Genomic DNA, 20734 nt, shown 5'->3' with positions numbered 1-20734 from the left:
GCTCCTATATCATAAATTAGATTTTTGTTTATCATACTTTTTGTAAATTCAGAATTTTACAATTAACCGGGTCAGGTAAACTACTTTAAAGATCTGATAATCGTAACAAAATCAGCAGCGACCAGGGATGCCCCTCCTACTAAGCCCCCATCCACATCAGGGCAACTGAATAATTCTTTTGCATTCCCTGCCTTTACACTCCCACCGTATAACACAGGAATTATATCCGCCGTTTCTATTCCGTATTTTCCAGCAAGAACCGACCGGACATGCGCGTGCATTTCCTGGGCTTGCTCCGTAGTAGCGGTTTTGCCTGTACCGATAGCCCATATGGGTTCGTAGGCGATCACAATTTTTTTAACCTGTTCTTCTGACAGATGAAATAAAGACTCCATTAACTGTGTTTCAACATAGCTATTTTGTGTACCTGCCTCCCGGATATTCAGCGGTTCTCCGCAACAAAAAATGGGAGTTATCCCGGATTCCAGGCAACGATCCGTCTTTTCGGCTAATGACTTGTTTGACTCCGAAAAATATTCCCTTCGTTCGCTATGACCGATCACACAATAGTTTATCCCGATGGATTGTAACATTTCTACGGAAACCTCACCTGTATAAGCCCCGGATTTTTTATCGGAACAGTTCTGGGCTGAGGCATAATAGTTTTTCTTATCCGCCAGTTTATTTTCAACCAGGGACAAGTAAGGAAATGGAACGGCAAAAACGGCCTGCTGATGATCACTTAATTCGATACCTTCCTTCAATATAACATTCAGCAATTCTTCTCCCTGTTGATAGGTAAGATTCATTTTCCAGTTGGCAGCGGCTATTTGTTTTCTCATTGAGCGGTAATTTTATACTTGTTTGATGGTTAGGTTTTTACCGGCTTGTATTGTGTCCGGTTGTTTTAGGATTTTTCAAAAATATGTTTCAATGTTTGTATTTCAGCGTTTGTCAGGGATTGATTTTTCAACTTTTTCCAGTTCCCGATATCCTGCAGGGCTTTTTCAAATATATACCGGGGCCCGGGGGTGGAGCCCCAGGAGAAATCGGGAATGAATTTTGGGGTTAACCCTTCTCCAAAAATCGTACATCCCACTCCTACGACGGTTCCGGTGTTGAAGGATGTATTGATGGCACATCGGGAATAATCGCCCATCAAAACACCGCATTTGATCCCCGCAGCGATAAACTGCCCGGCAGGCTGGCTCCAGACTTTCACAGGCCCTGCATTATTCTTGAGATTGGAATTGGAGGTTCCCGCACCCAGGTTACACCACTCCCCGATCACCGAATCCCCCAGATAACCATCATGCCCTTTATTAGAGTAACCGAAAATCACCGAATTCTTGATCTCACCTCCTACAGTACTGAAAGGCCCGATGGTAGTAGCGCCGTAGATCCTGGTTCCCATTTTTACTACTGCCCCTTCTCCCAGGGAGAAAGGTCCACGTATCATGGAACCTTCCATGATTTCCGAATTCCGTCCTATATAGATTGGGCCAGTTGAAGCATTGAGGATAACATGACTGAGGACTGCACCTTCTTCAATGAATATCTGCTCAGGATGGATGGCCTGAACGGTTGATGGTATGGCCTGGGATTGACGTCCTTTGGTTAATAATTCGAAGTCATCCCGGAGGGCGCTGTCATTTAGATGGAAGATCTGCCAGGGGTATATCAGCTCTTGGGTATGGGTAACAGGCTGACCCCGGAGGATTTGTTCTGCCAATTTCCTATTGGGAACGATATTATCGGGAAGTCCCTGAGGCTTACCTCCAGGCAGCAGGCGATCCCATTTTTCCCCGAGCGTCAGAATACCTAACCGGATCGCGGAGACCGGCCTGGTGCTGGTGAAGGGGTAGAGAGTATCCATATCCATGAGATAAAACTACGATAAAATGGGCCACAGTCCCATAGGTTGAAGACCCTTCATTAAACTTTTGTGCATTTTGGGCTAAATTTAAATATAGCACAAAAGGCAAAAAAAATCCTTTCCCGGAAAAGGGAAAGGACTACCGAATTTTACGCCGGAACTATTCTTTTTATTTTGCCGCTTCTGCATCTGCAGGAGGGGCGGCGGGTGTTTTCAACCCGTAACGTTTTTTGAATTTGTCGATCCTTCCGGCAGTATCCACCAACATATTTTTGCCGGTAAAGAACGGATGGGAAGTATTGGAAATTTCCAATTTGATCAGCGGGTATTCATTACCATCTTCCCACTTTAACGTTTCTCTGGATTGAGCAGAAGAACGACTCAGGAATGAAGTACCATTACTCATATCTTTGAAAATAACGAACCGGTAATTACCGGGATGGAGACCTTTTTTCATAATTTGCTCTGTTTAAAGGTAGTACGGATTTGGCCGTACAGATTTAAAATAAGAGCGCGAAGGTATAAATTTTGTCCTTTCTGTCCAAATAATTCAGCCTAAATCCGGGTAAATCACCATATTTCAAGGTCTTTTTACCGTTTTTCAACAGGATTTAAGTTCTCCTGGTCGAATTTAGCTTCTCATATTTATGTATTGCAGGGCAATCCCAAGATTGGCGCCGTTGCAGAGTTTAATAACTGCCTGAAGGTCGTCTATTTTTTTGGCCGTTACCCGGACAAGATCATCCATGATCTGGGATTGAACTTTCATACCCGAATCTTTGATCAGTTTAATAACCTTTTTAGAATCTTCCTGTTTTAAACCATTGCGTACCGGAATTTCCAATTTCGTGGTCTTTCCACTTGGAAAGGGTTCTTTGCTTTGGTCAAAAGCCAGGGGGTCCAGCCCCTGCTTCATCGAACGGCTGATCAGTACATCCACGATCTGCTTTATTTTCATATCACTATCGGCCTCCAGTTCGATCTTCATATCTTTTTTATTCAATTCAATCTTTACCGGAGAATCTTTAAAATCAAAACGGTTGGTGACTTCTTTTTTAGTCACGTTAACGGCATTATCCAGGACCTGCTGATCAACTTTGCTTACAATATCAAAAGATGGCATAAAAAAGAATTATTCACAAATCTACAGAATTAGCTTCATGCAACAAGCTACAAGCTTCACGCCTCAAGCTAATTATTCCCCCCCGTTTTCACCCTGTTCTGTTCCTCTCCGGCCCCGTTACTTCTTTTGCCTGCACTGCTTTTCAAGAGCTTTCCAAAACGATAGGTAAAACTCAGGCTTACCTGCCGGCTATCCCTTTGGTTATGAAAAGTAGCCTCGGTCTGCTGGAAATTGATATATCCATTCACCTGATTGGTATAAAAAAGATCCCGGATGCCCAGCTTCAGACTGGCTTTGTCCTGAAGCAATTTTTTCGATAAGGCTGCGGATGCCTGTCCCATTGATTTAACCACGATCTGTCCTTCCACGCCTTTGGTACGGTAAAAACCCGATAACTCCCCTCCCCAACCCTTTCCAAAGGTAAATTGGTTGTTCACGTTTAATAAAAGGGTCGTTGCTTCAACATGGATATTCTCTCCGTAAAGCATACCGCTGAACTTATTATAATTGACATTGGTATACAAAATACTGGTCCACCATTTTGTCACAGGCACCTGTGCGCTCACGGCCATGCCTGCGCTCTGCCGGTTACCGATATTGCCGTTACGGACAATGGTGGCATGATCGAGCTGCTGAAAGGTTTCCGAGAAAAAATCTTTGGTATAACTGTAATTAAAGGTGGTAGTCAGGAAATTATTATACGTATGGGATAATTCCAGATTTTGGGATACTTGCGGCTGGAGATAGGGATTACCAGCCTGGTAAGTATATTGATCCAAAAAGAAAAGGAACGGATTCAGATCCTGATAGGCAGGCCGGTCAATCCTGCGGCCATAATTAAAGGAAAATTGATTCTTTTCCGAAGCTTGATAACTAACATTCAAATTAGGAAAAAGGCTGGTATAATTCCTGGTGAAACTGGAGTCCTTATTGATGACCGATAAGCCATTGCCCAGCTGATGACCGGAATAGTTTGTATTCTCCAGGCGCAGTCCGGCCTGGATGCTCCATTTCCTGATTTGTTTGTTAACATTGACATAGACCGCATTAATATTTTCCCGGTATAGAAAATGATTGGTCTTTGCCGTATCTACCTGGGGTTCCCCGTTGATAAGGTTAAAATAATTGGCTGTATTATCAGTGTTCACATAACTGCTCTTCAAACCGGCCTCCAGTTTAAGACTTTTTGAGATCGGATGGGTATAATCGGTCTTGAAAGAATAAATATTTACATCACTGGGCAGGTTCCCGGTTAATATGGTCTCATTTTTCTTTGTCCGGTCCGGTGCATAGGTGATATTGGTAAAATACTGATCACTTCCGGAGTTGTATTTAATGTAATCCAGATCAGCCGTCAATTCTCTGCCTGTGGAATCGAACTGGTGCCGGAAGTTCACATTTACAGAGCCATTTTTCCAGGTAGTATTGCTTGTACTGGGGGAATAAACAATGGAATCCAGGACAAGATTCGGGTCCTTCAGGAAAATATTACTGGCAGACCTGTTTTTTTCCTGGTTTCTAAAACCGCTAACCACAAAGCCTACAGTAGTTTTATTGGTCAGGGAATAATCCATCCCGAATTTAAGGTTCAGTTCGGGATTGATAAAATGCATATCTGTTTGCTGGGTAAAGATGGAAGTAACCCTTTTGGAAGCCCCGGGATCGAGGTAGGTACGGGTAATATCCAGCATTTGAAACCCTTCCCAGTGGGAATAGCCCCCATTCAGAAAAAAGTTGGCTTTGCCATTCCTGTAATTCAGATTAATACTCCCGCTGGGTTTAGGATAAACCCCTTGTGTATGGGTTAACGTAATACTTCCATTGAAGCCTTTTGTCTTGTTTTTCTTCGTTTTTATGTTGATAATACCCGAATTCCCGGAAGCATCAAATTTTGCCGAGGGGTTGGTCATGATCTCTATCTGATCGACCGCTGAAGCCGGAAGGCTTTTCAAATAACTGGCTAATTGCGCAGGGGATAAAAAGGTCGGTTTATTATCGATCATTATGGTCACCCCTTGTTTCCCTTTAAGACTGATATTATTGTCTTTATCAACGGTTACACCCGGAGATTTTTCCAGAACTTCCAAAACAGTTGATCCGGCATTGGATGGCGAGGCATCCACATTGATCACCATTCTGTCAGCTTTTTGTTCAATAAGCGGTTTTTTTCCTACTACAGCAAATTCCCGAAGGCTCTGTGAGGAAGTTTTTAATAAAATGGGATCCAGAACGATGGAAGAATGAGCGGAAGAAAGTTCAAAGACCGGGGAATAAAAATCGGCATGCCCTACCACGCTCGCTGATACCCTATATTTGCCCGCAGGGATATGATCAAATTGGAAATGCCCTGTTTTATCGGAGGACGTTGTTTTCGCTTTGGCAGAATCACCGGCATTCAAAAGGGAAATGGTAGCTGCATCCACAGGTTGCTGTCCATCTTCCACAATGGTCCCTGTAATCCTTCCGGAAGTTGTTTGCCCCTGGCTGACCAGCGAAAAACTCAAAAGAGCAATTAAGCAGAAATTCATCTTGTTCATAACAGTTATTTTATATATTGATTGTAAAGGTCTATGCTATACAAATTACAATACAAAGATTAGTACTTTGCATTACATAGAACAATGCATTGTGTTAGAAGGCCGATTTTATTGATGATTGGTAAACAAATACGCTTGTCCTATGAGGTAAAATTTGGCGCCGGATGGCACTAGTGAGACGCGGAGTCGATCCACGGGTTACAGAAATGGATAAAAGATGGATGAACGGAGGATGATCCGGAAGAAAGGGAAATCGGTTTCCGGAATATTAAATAAAGGATTGCCTTAAAGAAATTAATCTAAGGGGGGATAAGAATTGAGTGGCCAACACTGAAGGAACATTATTGGAGGAAGAGTGACAAGACCGGCTGGGGGCTAGCTGCCCAGCTGGGGGTTAGCTGACTAGCTGGGGGCGCTGACCGAATCACCCATACCCTGACGATTTTTCTGCCTTAAGGTTACCATCAGGATCATTCCTGAAATGACCAGCAAAGAAGAAATAATCTCAGCCTGGGTAGGATGAAAACCAAAAATATCATATTTGGTATTGACCCGGATCTTTTCAATGAAAAAACGCTCAATTCCATTTACGATAAGATAAAGGGCAAATAAAGTCCCCGGAACCGTAAATCGTTTACGAAGGGACCAAAGTAAAAAGAACAGCCCCAAACAAACCAGGGTTTCATAAAAGGGAGTAGGAAAAGCTGGAATAGGCAGTTGACTGCAATACATGCCTTCACAGCCTGGAATTCTTACCCCTTCGTGAATGACATTATGGGGGTAAGGATAGGCAAATAACCAATCGGGTAAAAAAGAAGGTGCTTTCGCGCTTAAATGGGGAACCTTATCCAGGCTTCCGAACTGAGGCAGAAAAACTTCCTTATGTTGTTCCACTATCCTGGCAAAGTCTCCCGGAGCAGCAAGAGCAATCTTACTGTCGGAAGTAGTATAATAGGCACTGTTCGAAATCCCCCAGTCCCCGTCCCCGGACACCTGGCAGCCAATCCGCCCCACAGCATATGCCAGCATCAGCGCGGGAGCAGCCGCATCATTTAAATGCCAGAAGGTAATTCCGTTCTTTTTTGCATAATACCATATAGCCAGGGCCGCACAGATCAACCCTCCGTAAAAGGTCAAACCACTGAAGGAAAATAAGGATTCAACGGGATTTCTTACAAAATCATCCCATGTTTCCAGGCTGTTAAATATCTTAGCTCCCAAAAAACCAAACAAGGCAGCATACATAGCTATATCACCTACCCTGTCGTGGGGCCAGATCCTTACCTTTCTCTCCTGTGGTTGCGGCAATTTTTGTTTGTTTTTCTCCCACCACTTCAAACCAAGGAAGAGAAGACCGATCCCGATCCCGGCAGGCCAGCTTCCTTCGGAAGACATTATAAAATCCTGTGGGTTGGCAGTTAAAGGGCTATTGGATAAGAAAAGGCCAATTATTTTGAAGCCTAATAAAAATCCCAGAATCAGATTCAGAAGGAGCTCTCCGGGGCTGGCTGGTTTACCGATAACGATGATCTCATCCTTTCCCTGCAATAATCCCCCCCTTTCTTTACGGAGAAGCTCTTTGGATAAAGTATAGGCTGCAGCAAAAAAAGCCAGGGCTACAAAAAATCCAAATGAATTTATAAACCGTAAAAATTGAAAATGCTCTCCAATACCAAAAAGGTCTTTAAAAGCGTAATAAAGGTTAGGATACATAGTGAAAAATCTTAAAGGTAAAAGGCCTTTAAACAATAAAATCAGCTCTTTGGCGCTTACATCCTTCCGCCGCGACGCAAACCTACATCAAAATGGCCATACAAAAGTTATTCTCCCCGAACTAGTAGTGGCTGAGGGCTTTACAAAGAAACAGCCACATTCTTTTCCCTGTAAAAATAAAAAATTTGTCCACACATACTACAATCTGGGGATTGCCGTTCCACAAAAGTGTTCCACGGGGAACATTTTTCCTCCCAAACATATGCCGTTATTACTTCTTGTCGATTATCCACAAACCTTAATAATTTTATTTGTGAAAATGAGCGCAATTACACTTTTAATCCCTCAAAATTAGCCTGTGCAAAACTTAATCAGAAAATAGTTGGAATTCGAAAAACCATATACCATTCCTTAACTGCTGTAAAAGTCAGCCGGAACAAATCAGGTTATTCCCATAAAAAAACCCTTCCAGTTGGAAGGGTCAGTACAATGAACAAAACAAAAAAACAGCAAATTTATTCCTGCCTGGTTCGGTATTTTCAATTAACAATATTCTTCAAAGGCAGCGATCAGATTATGAGCGATCAATTGGGCCGGGCGTCCTTCAATCTGATGCCTTTCAATCATATGCACCAATTGTCCATCCTTGAATAAAACGATAGCTGGAGAAGAAGGAGGATATGGCAGTAAATGTTCCCTGATTTTGTTGATCGCAGCCAGATCAAAACCTGCAAAACTGGTGGTCAGATAATCAGGTTTCTTACCACTATTGGCAACAGCCATCAGAACACCCGGACGCGCAGATCCGGCAGAGCAACCACAAACGGAATTTACCATCACCAGGGTGGTTCCGGTCTTTCCTAATTGCTCATCTACTTCTACCGAAGTCAACAGTTCATTAAAACCATTGTCGGTTAACTCCTCTTTCATTGGTAAAACTATTTCTGCTGGATACATTTCTTATTTAAATTTTAGATATAAGGGAAACTTTTTGATGTAAACGAAACACTACTGAAACAACACAAAATTAGTCAAAAAGTTGATCTTGTTGATTAAAAAACCCGGCTCCTTCCCTGAGATCGGTCTATATGTCACTAAAAAACAACCCAATCAGCAATAATGTCATTGTATTTTGGAATATCTGGACAAAAATTCCGGAGAAATGCCCTTTTTATCGGCTGGTATGCCCTTTGATCTCTACCCGAAGACAACAAATTTTAAAAAACGTAAAAATAGGACTCAGTATGACACTCGTAAAATTGAATAACAACGCAAATCACAAGAGCTTTTCAAATTTTGTAGATGAGTTTTTCCAGGAATTTCCCGCAAGCTGGGGACGTGATGGAAATGCCGGGTTTCCTCCTGTTAATATCAACGAAACAAAAGAGGCCTATCACCTGGAGTTAAATGCACCGGGCAGAACGAAGGAAGACTTTACGCTTTCGGTTGAAAATGGTTTACTGACCATCAGTTTCGAGAAAAAGGAAGAAACTAAAACGGAAGAATTCAAATCCATCCGTAAAGAATTCTCTTACAAGAGTTTCAAACGCAGCTTTACCCTGGATGATCGTATCGATAGTTCAGCTATCCAGGCAAAATATGAAAATGGCGTTTTAAAACTTTACCTGCCTAAAAAAGAACAGGTAAAAGAAAGCACCCAGCAGATCACGATCCAATAAGGATATGCAAAGGGTAAAAAGATGGGTATGAACCCCTACAACCGATTAAGACCAATTTTCATAATGGACGTTTCATAATAGTTTGGTTAATGTTTGGGTAAGTATTGGCTGAAGCCGGCCCGGAAGGTAAAATTTCCGGGCCGGCTTCTTTTTCTGGTCTCCTTACCCTGGTAAATGCGGGATATTCTATTGTCCCGTCAGGCCAGTAGCGGCCTGAGGATTTTATAGGATTTTAATTAGCGGGTTTTTGCCTTTTATCTAGTGATTGTTTTAATTTCGGGCATTAAATAACCTATTTTGTCCAAGAATATGAACAAACCCTTGAAAGTTTCAACGTTTTGGCTTTTGGTAGTAGTAGGTATGGCATTTTCACACAAAGGTTTTTCTCAGGATCCTACGTTCAGGATTCCTATGCCCATCACTGATACGCTGAAAAAGGTCGAGGATACCACCTTTCGGATCCGGAACCTCAACCCCTATTTTACCCTGCACGTTGATTCAACCCTTAGCTACCAGTTAGAAATTAACCGGGATCCTTCCCGCTATTTCTGGTTCATGAAAAATGCCCCTGTTGGTTTGAAGATCAGGGAGAATGGTATGTTGACCTTTAAGGCGGATAAATCCTTTTTCCTTTCCGGCAAATTGAAATATGACTTTGAATACAAGGTAAATATAGGCGTTCAAAACCTTCATGATCCCAAGGAACGGATAGACACCTCTTTTACTCTTGTTTTTTATACGACAGAGATTATCCCTTCCCATGTTAAACCTACAGTCAGTAATGTATTGTATATGGATGAAGGCGATACTATAAGTTTTAAGGTACAATGCGAAACGGGTACCTTCCCGGTGGAAAACATCAACTTTTACTCCAATATTCCCATCAAGACGAATTCGAATGTAAAGGCCTGTAATGATGATTTTACCTGGTCTCCGGCATTCGACTTCGTAAAAGAAGGGGATTCCTCCAAACAAAAATTATTGATCCTCTACTTTGTAGGAACAAACAAGATTTTTCAGCACGATACCGCCACCATTAGGATTTATGTAAAAGATGCCCTGAATTATCCTTATATGTCCGAAGAGTATAATCTGGCGGTAAAAAATATGCGGACCTATATCCTCAGGCTTAAATATGCCTTCTTCCAACTGGATAAAAAGGTAAAGAAAACCAAAAATACAAGGACCGATTTCGATATGACGACCGCCACAACAGCTCTGGGAGGTACGGTCCTTTCATCCGCTACCGGGACCGATGCACAGAATGCCGGCAAGATTTTGCCCAGCGTAGGAGTTGCCCTTGTTCCGGTTAAAGAGACCGTGGCCCCACCGCTTACTGCAGAACAGAACCAGGCATCCATTATCCGGTCTTCCATCAAACGACTCGAATACAATATCCAGGATAATACCCTCGTGGGTGAAAAAGACATGGAAATTGTAAAAAAGATCGCAACGCTCAAAAACGAGCTCAAACAAACCCAGGTTCAATTGATCGACGTTCCCCTCGTGGAAACCAGCAGTATGACCGAGGAGCAATTAAATGCCTACTTCGATAATCCCAAAGTGAACAAAAAATACAGAACTAAAAAGCGATAAAAAAGCAGCCCTGCCGGTTAAAAAAATTGCCCCGCCATACCGGCAGGGCTTTTTTATTATGTCTTTTTCTCGTAGATATTCCGCAATATTCCTTAGGTATAACCCAATATCTTTAACATGCTTTGTGCCGTTTGTTCTTTGGCATGTATCCAATCTATCAGTTTCCCGTTTTTGTCATGGCCGACGATCACATGTTTAGGCGAGGGGATCAGACAATGTTTGATCCCTCCATATCCGCTGATCTGGTCCTGGTAGGCACCGGTATGAAAAAAGCCTACATACAAAGGCTCTCCGTTGTTGACCTTAGGCAGGAATACTTCATTGATATGCTCTTCCGAGTCGTAATAATCATGGCTGTCACAAGTGATACCCCCTAAAACTACCCTTTGATATTCCACATCCCATTTATTGATCGGCAGCATTAAGAACCGCTCTCCGATACCCCAGGTATCCGGTAGGGTGGTGATAAAAGAAGAGTCGATCATATACCAGATTTCCCGGTCGTTCTGCATTTTCTGTCCGATCACGCTGTAAATATGCGCCATACTCTCCCCTACCGTAAAACTGCCGAATTCGGTAAAGATATTGGGCATTGGCACGTTACTGCGCTTACAGGCTTTTTTAATATTTCCCACGATCTCATTGATCATGAACTGGTAGTCATATTCAAAACCAAGCGAGTGTTTAATCGGAAAACCACCTCCGATATTGATCGAATCCAGTTCCGGGCAGATTTTTTTTAACTGGCAATAGAGATTGATCACTTTGTTTAGCTCACTCCAATAATAGATATCGTCCTTTATGCCTTTGTTAAGAAAGATATGGAGCATTTTTAACTGGAACCGGTCCTCGTTCCCTTCGATTTTATCCACATAGAACTCCAATACATCCCTGGGCCGGAATCCTAGACGGGAGGTATAGAAGGGAAAATTAGGCTCTTCCTCTGCAGCCACGCGGATACCCAGTTTAAAAGGGACTTTTACCGAACGTTTATACTGTTGCAACTCATCTTTATTATCCAATACGGGTACCACATTCTTAAACCCGGTATTCAGTAAACTGGCGATCCGGCTGGTATATGGCTTTTGTTTGAACCCGTTACAAATGATAAAGGTATCCTTCGTGATCTTTTTACGGGCATACAATCGTTTGATGATATCGATATCATATGCATAAGAAGTCTCCAGGTGAATGTCTTGTTTCAAGGCTTCTTCTACGATAAAGGAAAAATGAGAACTCTTCGTACAGTAACAATAATAATATTTCCCTTCGTACTTATGCTTTTTGATCGCATTGGCAAACATCTTTTTTGCCTTATTGATCTGCATTCCGATCTTAGGCAAATAAGTCAGTTTCATGGGAGTTCCATACTTGGCTATCAGGGCTCTCAGGTCGAGTCCGTTAAATTGAAGAGAGGAATCCTTTATGTCAAACCCTTCCTGCGGGAAGTTAAAGGTTTGTTTCACCAGGTCGGTGTACGTATTATTCATTGACTGGTCCAGGTTATAAAGTATTAATGATTAAGAATGGAGAAACCCGATCTACAAAGAAAAAAACTATGCAAAAATGTAGTTTTTTAAACAATCCATCAAAAACCTTTTTTAAAGAGAAAGAGGCCGTTTCAGTAATTTTTACTGAAACGGCCTCCTGTCTTAAATATAAAAGTTTCCTTATGATCTTATTTAACGACTGCTACAAGGTTCTTAAAGGCTTCCGGTTCGTTCATGGCCAGATCTGCCAGTATTTTCCGGTCAAGGCCAATGCCTTTCAGGCTCAGCTTATGGATGAAGGTGGAATAGGTCAATCCTTCAGCCCTTACAGCTGCATTGATACGGGCAATCCACAAAGTGCGATATTCCCTTTTCTTTAATTTACGTCCTACATAACGATATTGAAGACCCTTCTCCAATACGTTCTTGGCTACGGTGTATACATTTTTACGTTTGCCGTAGAATCCTTTTGCCTGCTTTAAAATTCGTTTTCTGCGGGCCCTGGAGGCAACGGCATTTACTGAACGTGGCATATCTTAATAAATTAGATAGTTGATAATTGGTTAACTGGTGATTTACCTAAGCCTTATTTAAGCCTTAATAAACGTTTGACGAAATCCTGGTTTGCACTGCTTACGATACCTTTTTTGTTAAGAGCACGCTTGCGTTTTTTTGATTTCTTGGTAAGAATGTGACGTTTAAAGGCTCTTTGGAAGGTAATTTCGCCTGTGCCGGTAATTTTGAACCTCTTTTTGGCACTGGAGTTGGTTTTAACCTTTGGCATTTTCTATTCCTTTTTGAATGACACCCTGCTGGCGGATCTGCACAGGCAGATCACTTATGGAGCCGTGTGGGCTGTAAAATGGAGCGCGAAGATACGGGTTTACAGGTAATTAATAAAAAAAACCGCATCCTAAGATACGGTTCTCTGATTTATTCAATCTAATTCTTTAATTATGAGACAATTAGAACATTCAACCCCTAGGAAGAGGCGCTGCCACCTTTTTCCTTTTTCTTTTGGGGTTTGGGCGCCCAGATAGCCAACATCCTCTTTCCTTCCATTTTAGGCATGCCTTCCAGCACCCCTGCATCATTCAGGCGTTCAGCAAATTTTAACAATAAAAGCTCCCCTCTTTCCTTGAACTGAATGGCCCGGCCTTTGAATTGTACATAGGCCTTGACCTTATTACCATCTTTCAGGAATTTCTCGGCATGTTTGGCCTTAAAATCAAAGTCATGATCATCCGTGTTCGGCGTGAACCGTATCTCTTTAACTTCGGAGGCCTTGCTCTTGGCCTTCATTTCCTTTTCCTTCTTCTTTTTCTCGTAAAGGAATTTATTATAGTCAATGATTTTACAAACGGGAGGATCTGCATTTGGAGAAATCTCAACCAGATCAAGCTGTTGCTCCTGCGCCATTCTCAACGCATCCTGGATCGAGTAAACCCCGACTTCGATATTCTCCCCGACCAATCGCACCTGGGGCACCCTGATCATATTATTGGTACGGTGTTCTTGTTGTTGTTCTTTTCTGAAACGTGGATTAAAATTCCCTCTCGGTTGTCTCGGTGGAAATGCCATTTACAATTTTTAAGTTTACTCCTATCCTTTGAAAGGAGTTGATTTTTTTTATTTATTTTTAGAGTTACGGATTAATGAATGTTAAATTTATTGGAAAAAAACCAATTTTACATTTTTATTGATCTGATTTTCTATCCCGAATCTCCAATCTCACCTCCTGGATAAATTCATCTACGTTTTTAACCCCCAGATCCCCTTTTCCCTGCCTTCTTACAGCCACCTTATTATCATTCACTTCTTTCTCACCGATCACCAGCATATAAGGCACTTTTGCCAATTCCGTATCCCGGATCTTTTTTCCGATCTTTTCGCTGCGATCATCGATTTCCGCACGAATATCCGCATTTTTCAGGGAATGTAAAAGAGTTTGTGCATATTCCATGAACTTGTCGCTGATCGGCAGGATCTTTACCTGCAAAGGCGCCAGCCAAACCGGGAATTTACCCGCATAATGTTCTAATAGGAACCCTATAAACCTTTCGTGGGTTCCCAGGGGAGCCCGGTGAATGATCAGTGGGGTCTCGGCTTGATTTTCCCGATTAGTGAATTCCAGCTTAAAACGACGACCCTGGGCAAAATCGACCTGGTTGGTAGCCAATGTGAATTCCCGGCCAATTATACTCCAGATCTGCACATCGATCTTCGGACCGTAAAAGGCCGCTTCATCCTGAACTTCCACAAATGGTGTATTGGTCCGAACCAGTACATCTCTGACCAATGCCTCTGTTTCTTTCCACAATTCGGGCTCATCCACATATTTCTGACCCAATTTGGAAGGATCATGAAGACTCAGGCGCATCACATATTTGTCAACCCCGAATATCTTGAAATATTTCAGGTACATCTCGTTCACCGCCTTAAATTCCTCATAAAACTGTTCCTTGGTGCAATAAATGTGTGCATCATTCATATGCAAACACCGTACCCGCATCAGACCGAAAAGTTCGCCGCTTTGTTCAAACCGGTAACAAGTGCCATACTCGGCCAGACGATAAGGCAGATCCTTATAACTTTTCTGTTCTGCCGCGAATATTTTATGGTGATGCGGGCAATTCATGGCTTTCAGATAATATTTCACGCCATCCAGCTCCATGGGAGGGTACATACTATCCTGATAATAGGGAAGATGACCGCTGGTAAGGTAAAGGCTCTCTTTGGCTATGTGCGGGGTTACGACCCTCTTATAACCACCTCTTTCTTCCGTCTCTTTGGCCAGTTTCTCCAGTTCTTCGATAACGATAGCGCCATTCGGCATCCACAATGGCAAACCGGGTCCGACTTCATCATCAAACGTAAAAATCCCGAGTTCCTTACCCAATTTGCGATGGTCCCTTTTTTTGGCTTCCTCCAGTAGAACCAGGTATTCATCCAATTCTTTCTGCGCCGGAAAAGTGACCCCGTATACCCGGGTCAGTTGTTTATTCTTTTCATCCCCTTTCCAATAAGCGCCTGCTATATTCGTAAGCTTGACGGCTTTTATTAAACCCGTATGAGGGATATGAGGTCCACGGCAGAGGTCGGTAAAATTCCCCTGGGTATAAAAAGTGATTCCCCCATCCTGTAGATTTTGCAAAAGATCGAGCTTATATTCATCTCCTTTTTCCGTAAAATATCCGACGGCATCGGCTTTACTTATATCCTTACGCTGAAATACCTCATTTTGTTTGGCCAATTCGGCCATTTTCTTTTCCAGTTTCTGTAGGTCCTCTTCTGAAATCTGCCGCCCTCCCAGGTCCATATCGTAATAAAAACCGGCAGGGTTTTCAATAGCCGGACCGACCCAGAATTTCACGCCAGGGTACAAGGATTCCACTGCCTCAGCCATCAAATGGGCCGATGAATGCCAGAAGGTGGATTTACCTTCCTTATCAGACCAGGTTAACAACTGCAGGCTGGCATCAGTGTGGATGGGACGTGTGGCATCCCATACCTGTCCATTCACATTTGCAGCCAATACTTTTTTTGCCAGCCCTTCGCTGATGGACCGGGCAATTTCCAATGCTGATATACCCGCGTTATATTCTCGAATAGCCCCGTCGGGGAAGGTGATCTTGATCATAAGGCTGCAAATTTAACAAACTCTTTTCTCTTATAGCACACCGTTCTTCAAAAAGGAACTATGATGTGCATCGGAGAAATTAATTATTTCGCTAACTTGGCCAGGGGAAACAGATGATTATGCGAAGTATTTTTACCTTCATTTTTATTTTTACGGCTGCCTATATACAAGCGCAGGATCTGACCGGGGTTTGGCAAGGCCATTTTCGTACCAATAATCTGTCGTCAAGGCCGGGAGCACAGGATGACCGTTATAAGTTCGAAGTCCAGATCGCTCTTCACGGCAAAAGGTTTGAAGCCGTCACTTATTCCTATCAGTCCGCTGTCTTTTATGGAAAAGCAGCAGCCAATGGCTCTATCAACCCCAGGACCGGCAAGGTGATCCTGCAGGAGGGGAAATTACTGGAAGTCCGTAACCTCTTTGGAGAGACATGCACCATGACCTGCTTTTTACAATATTCCAGATCCGGAGACGAGGAATTCCTGGAAGGTAGTTTTGTCAGCATGAATATCAGGGATTCCTCCAATTGCGGCAAAGGAACCCTTTTTCTGCGTAAAGTCATTTCCTCGGATTTTTACAAGGAACCCTTCCTGGCAAAAAAGGAAAAAGAAAGGGAAGATTCTGCCAATGCAACGAAAAAAGCTCCGAAATCCACGGCTCCCGTTACTGTAAAAAAACCGGTGCCCACCGGGGCCAGGGTTCCCGATAAGGCTTCAAACCTACCCGCACATAAGACAACACCGGCACATAAGACTTCATCGGAGGCCCAAACTAAGATTCAGCAGCCCCCCCCACCCGCTACTAAGCCCAACCTGGCACGAACAGCCCGGCCACAGGCGCTTCAGCCGATACACACCCCTACGGATACTTTTTCCGCAATCGGAAAAAAATTTCAGGTAATAGCGCCAAAAGTTTTGACCTCCCGGTCCACGGAATTAGTCAGGACCCTGGTCCTTACCTCCAATGAAGTGGAATTGAATATTTATGATGACGGAGCCATCGATCACGACACAGTTTCTGTCTACCTGGACAACAAACAGGTGGTTGGTCATGCAATGCTGACAGACCGGCCTATCACGCTGACCCTTCATATGGATGATACCCTTAACTATCACGAGCTGGTGCTGGTAGCTGAAAATGAAGGAGAGATACCTCCGAACACCTCCCTTATGGTCGTTAAAGCCGGCGAACAACGATTTGAAGTACGGATAACTTCTACCGAACAGAAAAATGCCAAGGTTATTTTCCAATTCAGGAAAGACAAATGATTCCAACCATTCAAATAGTTTCCGTTTGGCAGTCCCGGTTTTGTAATTACCTTAAGGGAATGGTTAAAACTGCCCTTTCCATATTATCCCTGGTTTTATTTTCTTTTTGTCTGCCGGCCGAAGACCTGAACGGGATATGGAAAGGCATACTTACCCAGGGTCCGGGAGGTTGTTACCCGCAATACTTCCTGGAATTACAGATCAATTTTTCCAATGATCAGGTTTCCGGGAAAGCCTATGATTATTCTGATAAAAAACATTTCGTCAAGATGAGTTTCTATGGAAGATATAATTCCCAAACCCACCGGCTGGTGCTGATAGAAAATAAAATCCTTCAGGCGGATATTCCTATCGATTGTCTTCCCTGCATCAAGACTTATGATCTGACCTATTCCAGAAAAGAAGGAGAAGAATTATTGACCGGTGATTGGAAAGGCCTTATTTCCGGAAGAAAAACGATCTGCCCGCCGGGAAAAATAATGTTAAAAAAGGCCGCTTTTTCGGATTTCCCCGTCGATATTGACCAACCCGATTCTTTGGTGGCGCTTCAGCGTTCTCTTCATTTACAACCCAGGCAAACCGAATTGGTAAAAACCGTTACTGTCGATAGCCCGCAGGTAAAAATTCAATTATATGATAATGCCGAAATCGATCAGGATACTGTTACGGTGCTCATAAACAATAAATTGCTGTTATACCGGCAAATGCTGACCGACAAACCGCTTACCATACAGTTTAACGCTTTTCCGGGAACTGAGTATGAATTGGTGATGTATGCGGATAACCTGGGCCTGATACCTCCCAATACCGCTCTGATGATAGTGACGGCCGGCTCCCAAAAAATGGAAGTCTTCCTTTCTTCGGGCGAAGAAAAAAGTGCTGCCGTTAAATTTATCTATAGTCCAAAAACGCCGCCGAAAACAAAATAACCAGTCTGATTAACCAGCCTGATTAACCGGTCTATTTCCCTACGAAGTCCAGAGAATCGCTGACTTCACCACATCCAAGCATTTTATCCTTATAGGTAGGATGTTTTTTCCCCAGATAAGGGTTCACGACCTTGTTCTTATCGGAGAGCCAATATCCTTCTTCCGAATCCTTAAAAGCCATTGGGCATTTGACATGATAAATGATCTCTCCGTCATACCGTACGGTCCGGATCAGGTTATATAATTCATCCGTCAGCATATTGAAGGCACGCCTTTTTGCCTCGATATCGTTCTCCCCCATAAGGCCTTTGGCTTCACTTCCTACGCTGGCTGCCAGGCTTTGTGCCGTAAGAACGATGGTGGAATCGCCTTTTAATTCTTTTAAAGGAAGGCTGTCGGCTTTTAAAGCAAGCGCGTAGGCTGCCTGATCGGCCTTAACGGTATCCCATTCAACCAGGGCATCCTTAAGGGCGTAATAATGAGATAACAGGCCGGTAAAAGCATTGTTAAAAGCTCCTGAATTTTTACTGATATGCAAAGGCTGATCCTTTTTCTGGGCAATACCAGGGTCCTTATCTGATAATAATTTATAGGCCAGCAATCCTGCCAGGGCTAAAACGATGACCAACAGCACCCATTTCTTCATATAGAAAGTTTTTTGCGAATTTAGTGCAATTTACCCAGCAAAAACCTCAAGGGTCTCTATCCGCCGTCTTAGGCTTTCCGACTTGTTTGCCTTACTTTTGCAGGAATATTAAGAAAAGAGGGGCAAAGGCCTCTCAAACTAAAAATTTATCGGGGTAATTTATGTTAGCAGGACTACAGAATGTAACGTTTGAATTCGGGGCCAGAACCATTGTGAAAGATGCCACCTGGCATATTCAACCAAACGAAAGGATCGGGCTGATCGGTTATAATGGTACCGGAAAATCGACCTTATTGAAATTATTTGCCGGACAATACCCTCCTTCCGAAGGTACGGTCGAGAGAAGCCGGAGCACTACGATCGGTTATCTGCACCAGGATCTCTTAAGTTTTGACACCAATGGCTCCATCCTGGATGTGGCCATGACGGCTTTCGAAAGAATTCTGCAATTGGAAAAAGAGATCGATGAACTGGGCAAACGGCTGGAACAAAATCATGAAGATGAAGCCCTTCTCCACCAATATACCGATGCGCTCCACGAAATGGATACCCTTGACGGTTATAGTATCCATCATAAGACCGAGGAGATCCTGCAGGGGTTAGGCTTTGCAAATGCCGACCTGAAAAGGCCCTTCCGGGAATTCAGCGGGGGTTGGCGTATGCGTGTTTTACTGGCCAAAATGATCCTGCAGCAACCAGATCTCCTGCTGCTCGATGAACCTACTAACCACATGGATCTTCCCTCCATCGAATGGCTGGAAAAATATCTTCAGCATTACCAGGGTTCCGTCGTAATTGTGAGCCATGATAAATATTTCCTGGACAGGATGGTCACCAAGATCGTGGAGCTTTATCAAAAAGAACTGCACATCTATAATGGGAATTATAGTTATTATGAAACCGAGAAAGTGCAGCGGGTGGAATTGCAGCAAAGGGCTTTCGAAAATCAGCAGGATTATATCCGCCAGCAGGAACGGTTCATTGAACGTTTCCGGGCCAAGGCCAGCAAGGCAGCTGCAGCCCAAAGCGCTATGAAAAGATTGGACAAGATTGACAGGATCGAAGACATCGAGATCGAACGCCCCAATATTAAGATCAATTTCCGGGTGGATAAAACTCCGGGAAGGGTTTTGGCAACGCTGAAACATGCTACGAAGAAATTCGGAGAATTAACGATAGTAGAAGATGCTTTTGCAGAGATCGAACGGGGGGATAAGATCGCCCTGATCGGAGCCAACGGTAAGGGGAAATCTACCTTGTTACGGATGGTCGCCGGTGCAGAACCCTTCGCAGGGGAAAGGATCTGGGGGCATAATGTCGAGGAAAGTTTCTACGCCCAGCATCAGCTGGAGGCGCTGAATGTCAATAATACCCTTATCGAAGAGATGCAATTGTGCGGCAGCCAAAAGACTGACCTGGAGCTTCGGATCCTGTTGGGCTGTTTTCTGTTCAGCGGAGATGATATAGACAAAAGGATAAAAATCCTGAGTGGAGGAGAAAAAGCCAGGATTGCCCTGGCCAAAACGATTATCAGTAAGGCTAACTTCCTTTTATTGGATGAACCTACCAATCACCTGGATATGCATTCCTGTGACCTGCTGATTGACGCTCTTAATAAATATGAGGGGAGTTTCCTCCTGGTGAGCCATGACCGTTATTTTATCAATAAAACCGCTAATAAGATCTGGGAAATTGACGATCATCTGATCCGGGAATTCAAGGGAACCTATGAAGAATGGGTGGATTGGAAAGAAAGAAATGTAGCTGCCCGTCAACAGGCTGCCCTGGAAAAAGCACAGGAAGAAAAAAGGGCCCTCGCCGCAGCCGGTTCTTCCGCTCCTGTAAAATCATCGGGTAAACAATCCGGACCAGCCGGGAATGTCTCCATTAATTCCACCAACCATTCCGGAAATTCAGGCAAATCGGCAAACAAATCCGGAGGAAATGGATCGGCCTCCATTCAAACGGCTCCTGCTCCGATCAATAAGGAGCAAAAAAAGGAATTGCAAAAACAACAACGGTTATTCCAGCAACTGGAAGAAAAAATAGCAACCCTCTCCAAACAAAAAGGACAATTGGAGGCATCACTTGGTGATCCTTCAACATACTCCGATCGGACAAAATTCGTGCAGGCAGAAGCAGAATATAAAAAAACTGCGGATGAGCTGGAACGATCCAATCGCGAATATGAACAGATATTCGAAAAGATCATGGAGCTGGAAAAAGATCAGTAAAAA

General features: G+C 43.3%; 18 protein-coding genes. 5 read left to right on the top strand and 13 right to left on the bottom strand.

The window, feature by feature from the left end; translation table 11 throughout:
* Positions 1–80 precede the first annotated feature (80 nt).
* The 7 genes from tpiA to ACX0G9_RS28170 all read right to left on the bottom strand — a co-directional run bounded on the left by tpiA (position 81) and on the right by ACX0G9_RS28170 (position 8206).
* Complete coding sequence (tpiA, locus tag ACX0G9_RS28200) at positions 81–842, bottom strand: triose-phosphate isomerase (protein WP_459068330.1); 762 nt, start codon at positions 840–842, stop codon at positions 81–83.
* Positions 843–907: 65 nt separating this feature from the next.
* Positions 908–1876 carry a putative sugar nucleotidyl transferase gene (locus ACX0G9_RS28195; protein ID WP_459068329.1) on the bottom strand — a complete coding sequence of 323 codons (969 nt, stop codon included), beginning with the start codon at positions 1874–1876 and terminating at the stop codon, positions 908–910.
* Positions 1877–2045: 169 nt separating this feature from the next.
* A complete protein-coding gene (locus ACX0G9_RS28190) occupies positions 2046–2333 on the bottom strand; it encodes a type B 50S ribosomal protein L31 (protein ID WP_459068328.1) in 288 nt (95 codons plus the stop codon).
* Between the two features lie 174 nt (positions 2334–2507).
* Positions 2508–2999, bottom strand: coding sequence for a YajQ family cyclic di-GMP-binding protein (locus ACX0G9_RS28185; protein WP_459068327.1), 492 nt, complete (start codon positions 2997–2999; stop codon positions 2508–2510).
* Between the two features lie 68 nt (positions 3000–3067).
* Entirely contained in the window at positions 3068–5536 is a 2469-nt protein-coding gene (locus ACX0G9_RS28180; protein ID WP_459068326.1) for a TonB-dependent receptor domain-containing protein, read from the bottom strand.
* Positions 5537–5938: 402 nt separating this feature from the next.
* On the bottom strand, positions 5939–7249 hold the full coding sequence (locus tag ACX0G9_RS28175; protein ID WP_459068325.1) for a prolipoprotein diacylglyceryl transferase: 1311 nt from the start codon (positions 7247–7249) through the stop codon (positions 5939–5941).
* A gap of 543 nt (positions 7250–7792) precedes the next feature.
* Positions 7793–8206 carry a BrxA/BrxB family bacilliredoxin gene (locus tag ACX0G9_RS28170; protein WP_459068324.1) on the bottom strand — a complete coding sequence of 138 codons (414 nt, stop codon included), beginning with the start codon at positions 8204–8206 and terminating at the stop codon, positions 7793–7795.
* Positions 8207–8493: 287 nt separating this feature from the next.
* Here ACX0G9_RS28170 and ACX0G9_RS28165 point away from each other — a divergent pair, with 287 nt between their 5' ends.
* Complete coding sequence (locus ACX0G9_RS28165) at positions 8494–8928, top strand: Hsp20/alpha crystallin family protein (protein ID WP_459068323.1); 435 nt, start codon at positions 8494–8496, stop codon at positions 8926–8928.
* Positions 8929–9225: 297 nt separating this feature from the next.
* Positions 9226–10524 carry a hypothetical protein gene (locus ACX0G9_RS28160; RefSeq protein WP_459068322.1) on the top strand — a complete coding sequence of 433 codons (1299 nt, stop codon included), beginning with the start codon at positions 9226–9228 and terminating at the stop codon, positions 10522–10524.
* Between the two features lie 92 nt (positions 10525–10616).
* On the opposite strand, the gene ACX0G9_RS28155 is transcribed toward ACX0G9_RS28160, so the two are convergent.
* The 5 genes from ACX0G9_RS28155 to thrS all read right to left on the bottom strand — a co-directional run bounded on the left by ACX0G9_RS28155 (position 10617) and on the right by thrS (position 15654).
* Entirely contained in the window at positions 10617–12014 is a 1398-nt protein-coding gene (locus ACX0G9_RS28155; protein WP_459068321.1) for a type III PLP-dependent enzyme domain-containing protein, read from the bottom strand.
* 188 nt (positions 12015–12202) lie between these two features.
* Entirely contained in the window at positions 12203–12547 is a 345-nt protein-coding gene (rplT, locus tag ACX0G9_RS28150) for a 50S ribosomal protein L20 (protein WP_459068320.1), read from the bottom strand.
* A 53-nt stretch (positions 12548–12600) separates the two neighbouring features.
* Positions 12601–12798 carry a 50S ribosomal protein L35 gene (gene rpmI, locus ACX0G9_RS28145; protein ID WP_459068319.1) on the bottom strand — a complete coding sequence of 66 codons (198 nt, stop codon included), beginning with the start codon at positions 12796–12798 and terminating at the stop codon, positions 12601–12603.
* 197 nt (positions 12799–12995) lie between these two features.
* Entirely contained in the window at positions 12996–13595 is a 600-nt protein-coding gene (gene infC, locus ACX0G9_RS28140; protein WP_459068318.1) for a translation initiation factor IF-3, read from the bottom strand.
* Positions 13596–13710: 115 nt separating this feature from the next.
* On the bottom strand, positions 13711–15654 hold the full coding sequence (thrS, locus tag ACX0G9_RS28135) for a threonine--tRNA ligase (RefSeq protein WP_459068317.1): 1944 nt from the start codon (positions 15652–15654) through the stop codon (positions 13711–13713).
* A 119-nt stretch (positions 15655–15773) separates the two neighbouring features.
* Here thrS and ACX0G9_RS28130 point away from each other — a divergent pair, with 119 nt between their 5' ends.
* The gene (locus ACX0G9_RS28130) at positions 15774–16922 is read left to right on the top strand and encodes a hypothetical protein (RefSeq protein ID WP_459068316.1); all 1149 of its coding nucleotides are present in this window, start codon (positions 15774–15776) and stop codon (positions 16920–16922) included.
* Between the two features lie 59 nt (positions 16923–16981).
* Positions 16982–17851 (top strand): hypothetical protein, encoded by an 870-nt coding sequence (locus ACX0G9_RS28125; RefSeq protein WP_459068315.1) that lies wholly within the window; start codon positions 16982–16984, stop codon positions 17849–17851.
* Positions 17852–17882: 31 nt separating this feature from the next.
* Here the strand turns inward: ACX0G9_RS28125 and ACX0G9_RS28120 are convergent, their stop codons facing one another.
* Entirely contained in the window at positions 17883–18497 is a 615-nt protein-coding gene (locus tag ACX0G9_RS28120) for a DUF3347 domain-containing protein (RefSeq protein WP_459068314.1), read from the bottom strand.
* Positions 18498–18658: 161 nt separating this feature from the next.
* On the opposite strand from ACX0G9_RS28120, the gene abc-f reads away from it, so the two are divergent.
* Positions 18659–20731: a ribosomal protection-like ABC-F family protein gene (gene abc-f, locus ACX0G9_RS28115; protein ID WP_459068313.1), complete on the top strand. Its 2073-nt coding sequence runs from the start codon at positions 18659–18661 to the stop codon at positions 20729–20731.
* Positions 20732–20734: the final 3 nt, after the last annotated feature.

It is taken from the genome of Flavitalea flava (genome assembly GCF_054461575.1).
This window is presented reverse-complemented; position numbering and strand designations above follow the sequence as displayed.

Coding starts and splice junctions, on each gene's coding strand:
- tpiA (WP_459068330.1), bottom strand. CDS start 842: ATGAGAAAACAAATAGCCGCTGCCAACTGGAAAATGAATCTTACCTAT.
- ACX0G9_RS28195 (WP_459068329.1), bottom strand. CDS start 1,876: ATGGATACTCTCTACCCCTTCACCAGCACCAGGCCGGTCTCCGCGATC.
- ACX0G9_RS28190 (WP_459068328.1), bottom strand. CDS start 2,333: ATGAAAAAAGGTCTCCATCCCGGTAATTACCGGTTCGTTATTTTCAAA.
- ACX0G9_RS28185 (WP_459068327.1), bottom strand. CDS start 2,999: ATGCCATCTTTTGATATTGTAAGCAAAGTTGATCAGCAGGTCCTGGAT.
- ACX0G9_RS28180 (WP_459068326.1), bottom strand. CDS start 5,536: ATGAACAAGATGAATTTCTGCTTAATTGCTCTTTTGAGTTTTTCGCTG.
- ACX0G9_RS28175 (WP_459068325.1), bottom strand. CDS start 7,249: ATGTATCCTAACCTTTATTACGCTTTTAAAGACCTTTTTGGTATTGGA.
- ACX0G9_RS28170 (WP_459068324.1), bottom strand. CDS start 8,206: ATGTATCCAGCAGAAATAGTTTTACCAATGAAAGAGGAGTTAACCGAC.
- ACX0G9_RS28165 (WP_459068323.1), top strand. CDS start 8,494: ATGACACTCGTAAAATTGAATAACAACGCAAATCACAAGAGCTTTTCA.
- ACX0G9_RS28155 (WP_459068321.1), bottom strand. CDS start 12,014: ATGAATAATACGTACACCGACCTGGTGAAACAAACCTTTAACTTCCCG.
- rplT (WP_459068320.1), bottom strand. CDS start 12,547: ATGCCACGTTCAGTAAATGCCGTTGCCTCCAGGGCCCGCAGAAAACGA.
- rpmI (WP_459068319.1), bottom strand. CDS start 12,798: ATGCCAAAGGTTAAAACCAACTCCAGTGCCAAAAAGAGGTTCAAAATT.
- infC (WP_459068318.1), bottom strand. CDS start 13,595: ATGGCATTTCCACCGAGACAACCGAGAGGGAATTTTAATCCACGTTTC.
- thrS (WP_459068317.1), bottom strand. CDS start 15,654: ATGATCAAGATCACCTTCCCCGACGGGGCTATTCGAGAATATAACGCG.
- ACX0G9_RS28130 (WP_459068316.1), top strand. CDS start 15,774: ATGCGAAGTATTTTTACCTTCATTTTTATTTTTACGGCTGCCTATATA.
- ACX0G9_RS28125 (WP_459068315.1), top strand. CDS start 16,982: ATGGTTAAAACTGCCCTTTCCATATTATCCCTGGTTTTATTTTCTTTT.
- ACX0G9_RS28120 (WP_459068314.1), bottom strand. CDS start 18,497: ATGAAGAAATGGGTGCTGTTGGTCATCGTTTTAGCCCTGGCAGGATTG.
- abc-f (WP_459068313.1), top strand. CDS start 18,659: ATGTTAGCAGGACTACAGAATGTAACGTTTGAATTCGGGGCCAGAACC.